This window comes from Tepidibacter thalassicus DSM 15285 (genome assembly GCF_900129915.1).
Classification (GTDB): domain Bacteria; phylum Bacillota; class Clostridia; order Peptostreptococcales; family Peptostreptococcaceae; genus Tepidibacter; species Tepidibacter thalassicus.
The window spans coordinates 25,220-39,389 of record NZ_FQXH01000014.1 but is presented as its reverse complement, the minus strand read 5'-3'; the positions used below and the strand labels follow the sequence as shown (position 1 = coordinate 39,389).

Annotated in this window: 15 protein-coding genes and 1 riboswitch; all 15 genes read right to left on the bottom strand. The window is 27.9% G+C overall.

What is annotated here, in order from left to right:
* Nucleotide 1: 1 nt before the first annotated feature.
* Nucleotides 2-949, bottom strand: coding sequence for a thioredoxin-disulfide reductase (trxB, locus tag BUA19_RS07190; protein ID WP_072725149.1), 948 nt, complete (start codon nucleotides 947-949; stop codon nucleotides 2-4).
* A gap of 40 nt (nucleotides 950-989) precedes the next feature.
* The gene (locus tag BUA19_RS07185; RefSeq protein ID WP_072725147.1) at nucleotides 990-1,367 is read right to left on the bottom strand and encodes a GrdX family protein; all 378 of its coding nucleotides are present in this window, start codon (nucleotides 1,365-1,367) and stop codon (nucleotides 990-992) included.
* A 98-nt stretch (nucleotides 1,368-1,465) separates the two neighbouring features.
* Nucleotides 1,466-1,567: riboswitch (glycine riboswitch) on the bottom strand.
* A 120-nt stretch (nucleotides 1,568-1,687) separates the two neighbouring features.
* Nucleotides 1,688-2,755, bottom strand: a complete 1,068-nt coding sequence (locus BUA19_RS07180; RefSeq protein ID WP_072725145.1) for a DUF362 domain-containing protein — start codon at nucleotides 2,753-2,755, stop codon at nucleotides 1,688-1,690.
* A gap of 65 nt (nucleotides 2,756-2,820) precedes the next feature.
* Nucleotides 2,821-3,660, bottom strand: a complete 840-nt coding sequence (locus BUA19_RS07175; protein WP_072725143.1) for a DegV family protein — start codon at nucleotides 3,658-3,660, stop codon at nucleotides 2,821-2,823.
* A gap of 1 nt (nucleotide 3,661) precedes the next feature.
* Entirely contained in the window at nucleotides 3,662-4,504 is an 843-nt protein-coding gene (locus BUA19_RS07170) for a DegV family protein (protein ID WP_072725141.1), read from the bottom strand.
* Nucleotides 4,505-4,514: 10 nt separating this feature from the next.
* Nucleotides 4,515-4,985, bottom strand: a complete 471-nt coding sequence (trmL, locus tag BUA19_RS07165; RefSeq protein ID WP_072725139.1) for a tRNA (uridine(34)/cytosine(34)/5-carboxymethylaminomethyluridine(34)-2'-O)-methyltransferase TrmL — start codon at nucleotides 4,983-4,985, stop codon at nucleotides 4,515-4,517.
* A gap of 13 nt (nucleotides 4,986-4,998) precedes the next feature.
* Entirely contained in the window at nucleotides 4,999-6,141 is a 1,143-nt protein-coding gene (locus tag BUA19_RS07160) for a DUF362 domain-containing protein (RefSeq protein WP_072725138.1), read from the bottom strand.
* Between the two features lie 11 nt (nucleotides 6,142-6,152).
* Entirely contained in the window at nucleotides 6,153-6,974 is an 822-nt protein-coding gene (locus BUA19_RS07155) for a Cof-type HAD-IIB family hydrolase (protein ID WP_072725137.1), read from the bottom strand.
* A gap of 4 nt (nucleotides 6,975-6,978) precedes the next feature.
* Nucleotides 6,979-7,584, bottom strand: a complete 606-nt coding sequence (locus BUA19_RS07150; protein WP_072725136.1) for a histidine phosphatase family protein — start codon at nucleotides 7,582-7,584, stop codon at nucleotides 6,979-6,981.
* Nucleotides 7,577-8,440: an adenosylcobinamide-GDP ribazoletransferase gene (cobS, locus tag BUA19_RS07145; RefSeq protein ID WP_242939260.1), complete on the bottom strand. Its 864-nt coding sequence runs from the start codon at nucleotides 8,438-8,440 to the stop codon at nucleotides 7,577-7,579. The genes BUA19_RS07150 and cobS overlap by 8 nt, the downstream gene beginning before the upstream one ends.
* Nucleotides 8,441-8,445: 5 nt before the next feature.
* Nucleotides 8,446-9,006 carry a bifunctional adenosylcobinamide kinase/adenosylcobinamide-phosphate guanylyltransferase gene (gene cobU, locus BUA19_RS07140; protein WP_072725135.1) on the bottom strand — a complete coding sequence of 187 codons (561 nt, stop codon included), beginning with the start codon at nucleotides 9,004-9,006 and terminating at the stop codon, nucleotides 8,446-8,448.
* Nucleotides 8,930-9,742 carry a DUF2225 domain-containing protein gene (locus BUA19_RS07135; protein WP_072725134.1) on the bottom strand — a complete coding sequence of 271 codons (813 nt, stop codon included), beginning with the start codon at nucleotides 9,740-9,742 and terminating at the stop codon, nucleotides 8,930-8,932. The genes cobU and BUA19_RS07135 overlap by 77 nt, the downstream gene beginning before the upstream one ends.
* Before the next feature lie 110 nt (nucleotides 9,743-9,852).
* Nucleotides 9,853-11,271, bottom strand: coding sequence for a VanW family protein (locus BUA19_RS07130; RefSeq protein ID WP_072725133.1), 1,419 nt, complete (start codon nucleotides 11,269-11,271; stop codon nucleotides 9,853-9,855).
* Nucleotides 11,272-11,904 carry an endonuclease III gene (gene nth / locus BUA19_RS07125; protein WP_072725131.1) on the bottom strand — a complete coding sequence of 211 codons (633 nt, stop codon included), beginning with the start codon at nucleotides 11,902-11,904 and terminating at the stop codon, nucleotides 11,272-11,274. It lies immediately after the preceding gene.
* Between the two features lie 48 nt (nucleotides 11,905-11,952).
* The gene (locus BUA19_RS07120) at nucleotides 11,953-14,169 is read right to left on the bottom strand and encodes a Lon protease family protein (protein ID WP_072725129.1); all 2,217 of its coding nucleotides are present in this window, start codon (nucleotides 14,167-14,169) and stop codon (nucleotides 11,953-11,955) included.
* Nucleotide 14,170 lies beyond the last annotated feature (1 nt).

Sequence of the window (14,170 nt, the reverse complement as noted above, 5' to 3'; positions counted from 1 at the left end):
CTTATTCTTCAAAATTTTCATTTATATATTTTTCTGCCATTATTGATGCTATAGCTCCATCAGCAGTGGCAGTAACAACCTGTCTTAAAACTTTCTGTCTACAGTCTCCAGCTGCAAATACTCCAGGTATATTAGTTCTCATTTCACTATCTGTAATTAAATAACCTCTATCATCCATATCTAATTTTTCTTTAAATAAATCGGTTTGAGGTATATATCCTACAAATATAAATACACCCATAGTTCCATCTTCTTCATCAGCTCTATATTCCCAAACTTCTCCTGTTTCCTTGTTTTCAAATATTATCGATTCTAATATTCCATCTCCTTTTAATTCTTTCACTACTGTATTATACATAAATTCTATTTTCGAATTTTTAAATGCCTTTTCTTGTATAGACTTCGCAGCTCTTAATTTATCTCTTCTATGTACCACAGTTACTTTTCTTGCAAATTTAGTTAAAAACATAGCTTCTTCAACAGCAGTATCCCCACCGCCTATTACAAAAACTTCAAAATCCGTAAAGAAATCCCCATCACAAGTAGCACAATAAGATACTCCTTTTCCTGTGAACTCTTTTTCTCCTGGAACATTGAGTTTTCTTGGACTAGCTCCTGTAGCTATTATTACAGCTTTTGTTCTGTATTCTCCTTTTTCTCCTTTTAACACTTTTATTTTATCATCTAAATTAATTTCTACTATATTGTCTTTTATTTTCTCTGCTCCAAATTCTTCACATTGTTCTACCATTCTTGCTATAAGACTTGGTCCCGTAGCATTTCGAATAGAACCTGGATAATTTGCAACTTCTTCTGTTGTTACTATTTGCCCTCCAGTTTTATCTTTTTCTATAATTAAAGTCTTCATCTTAGCTCTAGCTCCATAAAGTCCAGCTGAAAGCCCTGCAGGTCCTGCTCCTATTACTATTAAATCATAAATATTCTCCATAATACCACTCCTTTTTTTATCAATATACCCCCATACCCTATTATCTAACAAAATTTATATTTTGAACAGCATTATTTAATAAATCAAAATCTATTATTTGAAAATCGTTAAGTATATTTTCATTCCAATTAGGAGTTTTAAAATTATTATTAAATTTTTTAGTGGTATCTATTGCTTTTTCTATTAAAAGTAAAGAATCTAAATCCAAAATATCGTTTTCAATTAAAAGTATTGATTTATAAGGTGTTTCATTGGGCTTTACACTTCCTGATAGAGGATGAGTTAATAGTTTATAATTTTTATGTATATAATCTCTACATTTTATCAATATCCCCATATAATCACACTCTATATACTCTACTGTAAATTTTTCTTTAAACCATTTTAATACTAATGGATTATTTGTGATTATTTTCATTAATATTAATAGCCTCCCACACATCAATTTCCTAATAAATATAAAAAACAGAGAAGTTATACCCTAAGGTTGTACTTTCTCTGTTTTTTCCAGAGATCTGTCCAGATATAGTCCTTTTGCCTGAGAATTTCATTTTATTCTCTAGGTAAGAATAAAACTTGTCCCTTCGGCGGCATTTAGCTCTCTCCTACATCCTTCTTCCAGTAAATATTATTTTTTCCTATATCTCTTAATTTAATTATAAAAAAAAGTTATATATTTATCAATAAATTACGCTCGTAAATTTCCGACAATTATTTACTATTATAATTTCCTTTAAATTATAACTTAATTAATTCGTATTCAGCATTTCCCAACCCTAATTCTTGAGCATATTCGATAATTCTTTTCCCATTTATATCTGGATATAATTCCTTAAATACATCTTTTCCCGATAACTTTTCTATTAAATCATAAGACGCTTTATCTATTGCTACAGGATCAGTTGAAAAAAGTATACCTACATCATTTGCAATAGGAGCTCCTGACCATGGCACACAATCACAAAGAGGTGTTATGTTCATAACAAAATTTATATACCCTACTTTTCCTTTTTTATTTAAAACTGATCCATAAGCAAATTCTGCCATCTTCTCTATAAATATATCTTTATCAGTTTCCCAATTTACACTTATAGCTCTAACAGGACATACCGTAGTACATTCTGCACACCCATAACAAATATCATGATTTATTTTCGCTTTTTTATTTTCTATTTTAATAGCAAAAACTGGACATGTCTTTTCACATTTTCTACATCCAATACATTTATATTCTTTTACATTTGGCTTTATGTCAGAATGTTGCATTTGCTTTCCTGAAGCCGTTGCACACCCCATTGCTAAATTTTTAAGAGCACCACCAAATCCTGCCATTCCATGTCCTTTAAAATGACTTATTACTATCATAGAAGATGAATTATATATATCTCCTGCTATTTTAACCTTGTCAAAATACTTTTTATTTATTTCAACATCTACAACATTTTTACTATACAAACCATCAGCAATTATTATCGGTGCATTGACTACAGAATATGAAAACCCATTTTCTATTGCTGTAACTAAATGATCAACAGAATTAGTTCTAGAACCAGAATACAAAGTATTTGTATCTGTTAAAAACGGTTTACCTCCCACTTCTTTAACCTTATCTACAATTTGTCTTACAAATACCGGGTGAATATATGTAGTATTTCCCCTTTCTCCAAAATGAAGTTTTATTGCCACTTGATCTTTTTCATTTATCAATTTCCTAAATTCAGCTTTATCAAATAACTTTTTTATTTTACTAGGTATATTAGTACTCTCAGAATGTGAGTGAAAATCAGTATAATATACTTTCGCCATTTTTATCCCCCTTAAATATCAGTATATTGTGAAGTCCTATATTGCAAACAATATAGGACTTTTTTCTACCTCAAATAAAACATAGCAACCGTACCTGGACCTGCATGAGTACCTATAGTTGCTCCAATGGTACTTATAATTATATCTTTTGGCTTTAATTCCACCTCTACAGCTTCTTTAAGCTTTAATAAAAGTTCTTCATTATTAGCATGGCTAATTACTATAACTTGATCAGATAAATTATTGCCTCTTTCTTTCGCAAGTTCTATCATTTTTGAAACAACCTTTTTCTTTCCTCTAACTTGATCAAGTTGAGAAACAAGCCCTTCTTCTACAGTAAGTATAGGCTTTATATTAAGTATTGTTCCTATAGCCGCTTTAGTTGAAGATATCCTTCCTCCTTTTTGTAAATACTCTAAAGTATCTACAGTAAATATATGATCAACTTTATCTCTCATATATTCTAATTTTCGCAAAATTTCATCTATTTCCTTACCTTGTCTTGCCATTTTAGCAGCTTCTACTACAAGCATTCCACATCCAAAAGATAATGCCATGGTATCAAAAATATATATATCATCACTACCTAATATATTCTTAGCTAAAATAGAAGATTGATATGTACCTGTAGCTTTTGACGAACCAGATATGTATAAAATTTTCTTATTTTCATTTAAATAATTTTTAAATATACTTTCAAATTGTAACGGAGTTACTTGAGATGTTTTTGGAATAGAACTACTATTTTTTAATTTTTCATAAAACTCCTCATTAGATAAATCTACTCCATCTTTATATTCTCCATCTTCAAATATAATTGTAAGAGGAATCACTTCAATATCATATTCACTTATGATATTTAAAGGTATATCCGATAAACTATCCGTTATTATTTTTATATCCATTTTAATCCTCCCTTTCAAAATAAAGAGCAATTGCACTAAGACCAGAATAAACAGCTACAGTACATCCAACATCAGAAATAACTATTTCCTTTGGATTAAATTTTTCAACTAACATACTTTTAAGTTTTTCTAAATACTCTATATCATTAACATGATTAATTCCTATTACTTTATCATCTAGATTTATATTATTACTCTCTAAATACTCTATTATCCATCTTAAAACCTTTTTCCTTCCTCTAACCTTATTTTTTACTACCATTTCTCCATCTTTTAACGTAACTATAGGTTTAATATTTAAGAAATTAGAAAGCACATATTGAGTTTTACTTATTCTACCACCTTTGTAGGCATATTCTAAACTATCAACTACCATCAGATACTCCATTTTATCGACCATTTCTTCAGCTCTTTTTTTTATTTCATCTAAAGACTTCCCTTCTTTAGCCATCTTAGCTGCTTCTATTACTATAAGTCCATATCCCAACGTTATAGCCTTTGAATCTACAACTTCTATATTTCTATCACTTAATTCATTTTTAGCTATTAATGCTGAATTATATGTCCCACTCATTTTAGAGGACATTAAAATAGCTAACACTTCATCTCCATCTTTAGTAAGATCATCAAAAACTTCTACAAATTCAAAAGGAGTTATTTGAGATGTTTTAGGAAATTCATTATTTTTTTCTATCCTTTCTAAAACTTTTTCTGGAGTTATATCAACTCTATCTTTATACATTTCTTCTCCAAATATAATTTTCAAAGGAATAACATTTATATTGTATTTTTCAATATACTCTTTTGGCAAATCAGACACACTATCTGTTACTATCTTTACCATATACTACCTCCTATCTCATACCAGGATAACCAATTTGTCTTAAAGCTTCATAAAGAATAATCGCAACAGAATTAGATAAATTCAAAGATCTAGCTCTTTCTATATCTCTCATAGGCACTCTTACACAATTTTCTTTATTCTCTTTAATTAACTCTTCTGGAAGCCCTTTAGTTTCCTTACCAAATACTATAAAACAATTTTCTTCATACTTTACATCACTATGATTTTGATTTACTTTTGTTGTCGCATAATAAAAAAGAGAATTTTTATATTTTTCTCTTACTTCTTCAAAGCTATCGTAATAATTAATTTCTACCAAATCCCAATAATCAAGACCAGCTCTTTTTAAATATTTATCATCCATAGAAAAACCAAGTGGTCGAACTAAATGAAGTTTAGCTCCAGTTGCAGCACAAGTTCTTATTATATTTCCTGTATTTTGAGGTATTTCCGGTTCTACTAAAACTATATTTATTGGCATAAAAAACACTCCTTTATCTAAAATATTTAAAAAATAACGGCTTTTTTATCTCCACAGCTTTTTTAGGGCAAAGTTCATGGCAACAAAAACACCTTATACATTTATCTAAGTTGACATAAGGCCTATTATTTTTCATATTTATAGCTTTTGGTGGACATACTCTCTCACATTCCCCACAACCTACACATTTTTTATACATAAAAATAGGTTTTGGCTTAAATAGCATATTTAAATACTTCTGTAAAAATTTTGGAACTCTTCCTTCTAAAAAATCTATACTTTGAGTTCTTGGTATCTTATAATCCTTTATAATAAAATCTTCTATATTTTCACCTTTTATCATTATATCAGAAAAATCTTCTTCCAAAATTCCCCTTTCTATACTTCTTTGAATAGTCGGAACATCGTTTGGATTTAAATTAATAATATTGCACGCTACAACATCAAGCGCATATGGACTAGATGATCCTAAAATCACTCCAATCTTTCTTGGTTTTCCAGCAGAAGGTCCTTCTCCTTCCATTCCAACAATTCCATCCATTATAGTAAGAGATGGATTTACATATTCACATATATCAACTAATAAATCTGTAAAATCTCTAACCTCAGGCATTTTAAAATGATATTCAGCCTTTAAAAGCCCTGGTATTACTCCAAATAAATTTTTAACCCCTCCTGTAAAAGTAGCCATTACATGAGTTTTCAGCTTACATAAAGATATAACATGATCCACATCTTCAATAGGTTTTATAACAGTAAGATATTTCACAAGTTTTCCTTTTGGATTATAAACCTTTACTTCATCTGTATCATAATTTAACTCTATATCAAGCTCATTTGCCACATCTTCAACTCCAGAAACTTTATAAATAGACCTTAATATCCTCTCATTGTATACTCCTCCTGGACTATCCCCTACTACTACTTTACAATTTAATTTTAACAACTCTTCCGATAATACTTTTAAAAGCATAGGATGCGTGGTTGTAGCTTCCTCTGGTCTTTTTTTCATAAGCAAATTCATTTTTATTAAAACTTTACTTCCCGGTTTTATATATTTTTCAAGTCCTCCAAGTTCTTTTAATAAACATTTAAGAGAACTTTTTACATTCTCATATTTATAATCTTCACACTTTTTTATAACTACCTCTTTCATAATTTCTCCTATTAAATGCCTAAAATTTCTTTTAAAGCCTTTGCTACTCCACTTTCTTTGTTGGAAGAAGTTATAAAATTAGCTTTTTCTTTCACTATATCTTCAGCATTTCCCATGGCAACACCCATTCCAGCATACTCAATCATGCTTAAATCATTGAAATTATCTCCAAAAGTTATTATTTCTTCTTTTTTTATTCCAAAATACTCAGCCAATCTTTTTACAGCAAGCCCCTTATTTACTCCTTTATTCATAATTTCTATATTATTATACCAAGACTTGCTAACTTCTACAGTATCTATTTTTTTTAGTTCTTCCATAACTTCATCTAATTTCTCCAAATCATCATCTATTATCACAAATTTTAATATATCATCTGTATTTTTTATGGTTTCTAAAGGATTATCCATCACCTGTATATTAAGTCTATCTTCTTTAGGTTGAGATTCATTCCATTTAGAATATTCTAATGAAGAATAATTTAACTCTTTACAGTAAAATCCACTGTCATTATAAAAATGATAATAAATATCATACCTACTACATACATCAAAAATCTTCAAAGAATCCTCACGTGTAATAATATTTTCATATATTGTTTTTCCTGTCTTTTCTTCTCTTATTATTGCTCCATTACAAGCTATAATTGGAGTATTAAGTCCAAGAAGATTTGCGTAATATTTTGCAGATGTATATATTCTACCAGTAGCTATAGCTACATTTATACCCATATCTTGTGCTTTTTTTAAAGCCTTCTTGTTTTCCTCGCTAATTTCCTTATGATCACTTAATAAAGTTCCATCCATATCTGTAACTATCAACCTATATTTCATTTTATCACCTCAAATGTTCAATATTATTTAAACTATGTATTATAGCAAAACTATCTATAACTTCTACAATTGTAATGCTACAATTATCAACTTTAAAATTCCAATGATATATATGATCTTTTGATAAAAGATGAGAAAGTGAAGATCTTATAACTCCAGAATGAGCCACTATTAATATTGTTTGCTTATCATGTTTTTTTATTATATTATCAATTTCATTAGATACCCTACTATGAAATTCTATCATATTTTCTCCATTTGGAAATCTATATTTAAATCTATATTTTTTTAATTTGTTAAATTCATCTTCATAACTATCTTGTATTTCTTTAAACGTCAATCCATCAAAATCACCAAAATTCATTTCTCTAAAATTATCACAAATTTTAATTTCTAAATTTTTTAAATTAGCTATTTCTCTTGCAGTTTCAACTGCTCTTGATAATGGACTAGAGTATATACAGTCTATTTTTTCATCTCTAAGCCTAATAGACGTTTTTTTTACTTGCTCCTTTCCGATATCGCTCAATTTACTATCAATAAACCCTGCAAGTCTCATATTTTCATTATCTACAGTAGTTCCATGCCTTACAAATATAAACTTAACCATTTATACCCCCCACATATATCAAATATAACAATTCTGAAAACTCACATATACACCCAAGTATATCCCCTGTTATTCCGCCTATAATATTACTTATATATTTTGTATACAACCTAACATATATAAATAATACAATTATAAAAACACTATTATATACTATCAAACCACCATGTAATATATCTATAAAACCTATTGATAAATTTAAAAATAATGTAACTATTACAATTCCTAAAGTACTCACTATAACACTAATTATTTGAGATTGTGTAACTTTATTTATAAAAATATTTCCCATTCCATTTTTCCTTGGACTTTTATTATTGTAACAAGCAAACACTATAGCTAACCTTCCAAATACAGGCGCTAATATTAATGGATAATACACATTTTTAGATATAGAACTAAATACAAATCCTAATTTCAAAAGCACTAAAAATAAAATGGCTAAAAGGCCATTAGTTCCAAGCCTTGAATCTTTCATTATCTCAAGTATTTTTTCTTTATCTCTATAACTATAAATTCCATCAAATGTATCTCCAACTCCATCTAGATGAAGTCCTCCTGTGAGAATGCATTGAAATATTAAAAAAATTACAGATCCTATATAATATCCAAAAACCTTAACACTAATATATGTAATAATACAATACAATACTCCTAATATAAATCCAACACTAGGAAAATAAATCAATCCTTTATGAAAATCTTCATCAAATCCCAAATTAACTTTAATAGGTATTCTAGTCAAAAAAGTTAATATCCCCAAAAATCTCTTATTATTTTTAATTTCACGAAACAAAGAAAACGTACTAACAATACCTACTATTAACATAAATATATTTTCTCCAAACTTACCCATACAATCTACCCCTTAATCTTAAACGGTATACCACTAACTACTAAATACACTTCATCGCTTAAACTAGCTATTTTCTGATTAACTCTTCCAACTATATCTCTATAAATTCTAGACAATCTATTTTCAGGAACTATACCCATGCCTAGTTCATTTGTTACAAATACAAAATACATATCTGTGTTTCTTATTTCTTTTATTAATTTATCTATTTGATTTTGTATGTAATTTTCTACAGTATCTATTTTTTCTCTTAAACAATTATCCCAATCAATATCAAATTCAAACATTAAATTATTAACTAATAATGTTACACAATCTAATAATGCAATATCATTCAACTTTGATATTTCACTTATATACCTATGAATATCTTTATACATCTCATAAGTAGTCCAATTTTTAGGCCTAGATTCCCTATGTTTTTTTACCCTATCTTTCATTTCTTCATCAAAAGGTATAGAAGTTGCTATATAAGCTACTTTACCTTTTTTAATTTTGCATAATTTTTCTGAAAAAGAACTTTTTCCTGATCTTGCTCCCCCTGTTACTAATATTATCTTGCTCATTATTTTTGCTCTCCTTTTTTTCTTCTTTTACCTCATTTTCAATTTCTACTTTTTCTTTCTTAATTTTTTTATATTCTTCTGTTGTCAACATCCATTGTTCTCTAACCATATTCTCCAAAAATCTTTTCCTTTTTATATTAGGATCTTTTAAAGCCATCTGAAACCACTTTATTGATTGCTCATAATTTTTAAATTTTCTATTTAATTCACCTATTAAATAAGCAAGTGATGCCGAATCCATTCCAGCTATAGGAAATCTTTCTTTTGAAAAACTATATGTAAATATATCTAGAGCAAATTTTTGAAATTTTTCTTCAAGTTTTTCTTCTTTCTTATATCTATAAAGCCACGATAATTTAAGACATAATCCTCCTATATAAGAATTCTCCCAATTTAATATATCTCCTTCATATAAAGCTAACTTATAACACTCTATTGCTGTATCAACATCTCTTTTTAAGCCATAATCTCTTTCTCTCCAAAGTGAAGTTACTTTTTCTCTAATAATACTTTGTTGTGATATTTTTATTGAATTAAATTTACTTTCAGAAGCCGCATATCCGCACTTTGGACATACCCATATACCATAAAAATATGGATTTACTGTTTTATAATGAACACAAAAATCTGTATCTCTTTTTAATATTCTAAGAGCTGAAGTTTTTACCTTTTTAGTTGTAAATTCATTTCTACATACAGGACATTTTACTTTTTTATCATATAATTCTCTATCCAATACATTCACCTCTTATAAAAATAAACTATAGGCTTTTATTACTATATCACAAAGCCTATAGTCTGTTTCGTCAAAAAAAATATAATTCTTAAGAACCAACTGTTTAATTTTTACTCATTTTTTTCAAATAAAATAGATTCTATAGAATCTCCTTCGTCCTTTTCTTCTTCAATGACATTGTCAACATTTTTTATTGTTTCTTTAACATTATCCTTAATTCCTCTATGTATTATTTTTTTTCTCGGCGGATAATAACTTCTAGATACTAACTCTTTTTTTACTATATTTCCATTTTCTAAATACAATCTATACGTCTCTACTTTATAACCATCTCTTCCTTTTTCTTTTATTTCCTCTTTTCCTTTTTTCAAAGTAGGATCTTCTTTTATTTCAACTTGTCTAGGTATAACTTTTGTAATATTTGTAACAACTTTAATATTCTTTTTATCTGTACTATTTCCATATATTCTCGAAATCATTTTATTTCCAACAACTATATTTTCTATGTATATAGGATTTTCATAATTATTTTTAAATTTAAAGTCTACACTTCCATACACAACAGTAGCATCTCTTCCTTTTTCTACATAAGAAGATGGTATAGTATGATTTCTTCTATCTGTTATAGTAACTCCAGAATATAAAGCTGCATTATATAAAGTTGAAGACACCTGACATACACCACCTGCTACTCCTTCTTTAAGTTGTCCCTGAACAATTACTGGAGCCATTTTAAACCCTTGAGCTAATCCCCTTTTCCCAGTTAAAGTGTTAAAAGAAAATTCTTCTTGAGGATTTAATATTATTCCATTTAATTTTTTAGATACAAGTTTTATATTTTCTGTTCTATTTTTATTACCTAAATTAAATTTAGTTGAAAATTCCCCCAAAAGAGTATCTATTTTACTGAGATATTCATGCTTTATTTGAGCGTGTATCTCTTTTATAGGTATTAATATATCTTTATAATCATTACTTTGTATCTGAGATAATATCGTTTCTTTTAATTTTCCCACATCTACAGCATATCCATCTTCTTCTCTTGTAATATTTATCATTTTATTTTTTATAATTATAGTAGCATTTTTGGGTTCTTTATTTATGTTACTTTCTATGTTTGCTAAAAAATCATCTAATTTTTTTTCATCGTACTGGCTTTCTAATTTTATAAACTCTTTTTTTCCATTTCTTAAACTCATTATTTTAACTATATTGTTTAAAAAATTTTCACTTCTCCCCACATCATATGCCCTATCTACAGCTTCATCGACATTAAATTTAAAATCTATATCTTTTAGATTTAACTCAAATTTTTGATCTTTACTAATTAAATTAATATTTTCAACTTGATAATTAGAATTGAGTAAATCAACTGCTTCCTGCTTAGACAAATTACCAGCATTTATATCCTCTACAAAAACATTCTCATATATCTTATCAGTATTTGTAAATGAATAAGTAAACCAAAGTCCTCCTGTTAAAAACATTAATACCATTGATATAACAATTAAAAAAATACTCCTCTTCAATTAATTTTCCTCCCCATATTTTTTATAGTAATTACAATAACTGTTTATAGGACATATGCTACATTGAGGATTTCTCGCTTTACAAACTCTTCTTCCGTGAAATATAAATAAATGATGTGCTTTTGACCACCTTTGCTTAGGTATTTTATTCATTAACTTGAATTCTGTATCTTTAGGATCTTTCCCATTAACTATTCCAATCCTATTACTTACCCTAAACACATGCGTATCCACAGCCATTGCTGGAACATTAAATGCATTACTCAAAATAACATTTGCTGTTTTTCTTCCTACTCCCGGCAAACTAACAAGTTCTTCTAAAGTATCTGGAACTTGTCCACTGTATTTATTTAGTATAATTTTAGATGAATTGATTATTTTTTCTGACTTACTCCTATAAAGCCCACAACTTTTTATCATCTCTCCTAATTTTTCCTCTTTTAAATCGGCAAAATCTTCAGGTTTATTAAACTTCGCAAACAATTTTTCAGTTACTTTATTAACTCTTACATCTGTACATTGAGCAGATAAAATTGTCGCTACTAAAAGTTCAAAAGGCGTTTTATAATTTAATTCACATTTTGCATCTGGATAAGTTTTTTCAAGTATATCCAATATTTTATCGACTTCCATTGTATTCCTCCTAAATAGGTTTTATAAAATGTCAAAATAGCCTTAAGGCTATTTTGACATTCTATAAAATTTATTAATTCTACTTATTATTTTATCATAAATATATTCAAAAGATTTACCTGTTAAAATTTCCATGGCTTCTTCCACTCTAGTTACTGGATATATGTGGAATTTACCTTTGTCTATTGCATCTTGTACTTCATCAAGCAAAATCAAATTGTCTAGATTTTTTTTAGGAAGAATTACTCCTTGCTTTCCATTTAAACCTTTTAATTTACATATATGATAAAATCCTTCTACTTTCTGAGTTACTCCTCCAACAACCTGAACTTCTCCCTTTTGATTTATAGAACCTGTAACAGCTATATTTTGCTTTATAGGAACTTGACTTAATGATGATAATAACGCATACAACTCTGCACCAGAAGCACTATCTCCATCTACACCACTATAACTCTGTTCAAAACATATATTTGCAGTAATTGAAACAGGCCTTTCTTTCGAAAAATTTTCCAATAAATATCCACTCAATATCAAAACCCCTTTATCATGTATACGCCCACTGAGTTTTGCTTCCCTTTCTATATTTATTACCCCTTTATTACCTGGACTTGTTGTAGCTGTTATAACAACAGGTCTTCCAAATGAATATTCACCCATATTTATAACTGATAAACCATTTATTACTCCTACTTTTTTTCCTTCAACAGAAATTAATAATTCTCCTGTTTTATACATCTGATCTATTTTTTGTTCAATTTTGTTAATTCTATTCCACTTTTCATAAATTGCTTTTTTAACATCTTCTGCCTCTACAAATTCAGAATCCCTTATATTTGCAAATAAATTTGACTCTATTATTATCTCAGCAATTTTGTTAAATCTAGTAGATAATTTATTAGTATTCTCTACAAGTCTTGAACTGTATTTCAACACGACATTAACAGCATCATAAGTAAAATGTTTTAAATTATTTCTATTGCAATAAGATGCAATAAACCTAGCTACTCCTAATTCATTATTTTCATCTCTTTTCATTTCACTATCAAAATCTACAATAACTTTAAAATATTTATTAAACTCTTCATCATATCTATATAGTACATTATACAAGTATTGACTTCCTATTAAAATAACTTTTATATCTATAGGTATAGGTTCTGGTTTAATTCCAGTTAACGTATCAATTTTTACTTCTTTAAGCTGAATACATCTTTTTAACATATCCCAAGAATATGGATTTCTTAAAACTTGATCTATATATAATACCAGATACCCTCCATTAGCTTTATGCAGAGCTCCCGGAACAATTTTAGTAAAATCAGTTTTAATCATTCCATTAATACTTTCATACTCAACTTTCCCAAATAAATTAGCATAACTTGGATTTGTCTCTAAAATCACAGGAGCACTATCCATGTTCCCATTTCCTACATTGTCAATAAACAAATTCACCTCGTATTTTTTGAGATTTTGTTTTTCATTTAAACTTTTAAGTTCTTCTACATCTAAATAAAACAAATACATATTTTCTAAAATATCATCTCTTAAATGAGATAAATATTTCTTTACCTTGTAATCTTCTCCATATTTTTCTATCAAATCATCAATCATAGGATTTATCACTAACATTCCAGTTTCTTCTTCAAGATTTAACAAATCATCTTTTGCTATATTTTCTAATTCCTTTATTTTAGATACTACCTGCAGTGCTAAATTTTCCAATTCTCTTTTTAGCTTTAAAAACTCTTCAGAAGTAGTATCTGCATCTTCATTCTTAGGAACAAATACTATTCCCAATTTACTAGATTTAAGCTTAAATCCTCTTTTTTCTCCATATTCTTTCAATTTTTTAATTAAAATCTCTTTTTTCATCTCATACTCATCTAATATTTTATTTTTTCTCTTTTCATATTCTTCACTTTCAAAAGCACTTATCAGTTCATCATATAAATTTTCCACTAATTTTTCTATATCTTTTTTAAATATTTTTCCTTTACCTATTTCAAAAGATAAAGCAACTGGTTCTCTTGGATTTTCAAAATTATATACATAACACCAATCTTTATGATTTTTCTTATTTTTTGCATATTTTTTTAATATATTTAAAGCATAGGAAGTTCTTCCTGTACCTGTTTCACCACTTATATATATGTTATATCCCAACTCATCTATTTTTAAACCAAACTCCATTGCCCATGTAGCTTTTTCTTGACCTAATATTCCTTTTAAAGGTTCAATATCAGCAGTCGTTTTATATTTCATA

Coding starts and splice junctions, on each gene's coding strand:
- trxB (WP_072725149.1), bottom strand. CDS start 949: ATGGAGAATATTTATGATTTAATAGTAATAGGAGCAGGACCTGCAGGG.
- BUA19_RS07185 (WP_072725147.1), bottom strand. CDS start 1,367: ATGAAAATAATCACAAATAATCCATTAGTATTAAAATGGTTTAAAGAA.
- BUA19_RS07180 (WP_072725145.1), bottom strand. CDS start 2,755: ATGGCGAAAGTATATTATACTGATTTTCACTCACATTCTGAGAGTACT.
- BUA19_RS07175 (WP_072725143.1), bottom strand. CDS start 3,660: ATGGATATAAAAATAATAACGGATAGTTTATCGGATATACCTTTAAAT.
- BUA19_RS07170 (WP_072725141.1), bottom strand. CDS start 4,504: ATGGTAAAGATAGTAACAGATAGTGTGTCTGATTTGCCAAAAGAGTAT.
- trmL (WP_072725139.1), bottom strand. CDS start 4,985: ATGCCAATAAATATAGTTTTAGTAGAACCGGAAATACCTCAAAATACA.
- BUA19_RS07160 (WP_072725138.1), bottom strand. CDS start 6,141: ATGAAAGAGGTAGTTATAAAAAAGTGTGAAGATTATAAATATGAGAAT.
- BUA19_RS07155 (WP_072725137.1), bottom strand. CDS start 6,974: ATGAAATATAGGTTGATAGTTACAGATATGGATGGAACTTTATTAAGT.
- BUA19_RS07150 (WP_072725136.1), bottom strand. CDS start 7,584: ATGGTTAAGTTTATATTTGTAAGGCATGGAACTACTGTAGATAATGAA.
- cobS (WP_242939260.1), bottom strand. CDS start 8,440: ATGGGTAAGTTTGGAGAAAATATATTTATGTTAATAGTAGGTATTGTT.
- cobU (WP_072725135.1), bottom strand. CDS start 9,006: ATGAGCAAGATAATATTAGTAACAGGGGGAGCAAGATCAGGAAAAAGT.
- nth (WP_072725131.1), bottom strand. CDS start 11,904: ATGGAAGTCGATAAAATATTGGATATACTTGAAAAAACTTATCCAGAT.
- BUA19_RS07120 (WP_072725129.1), bottom strand. CDS start 14,169: ATGAAATATAAAACGACTGCTGATATTGAACCTTTAAAAGGAATATTA.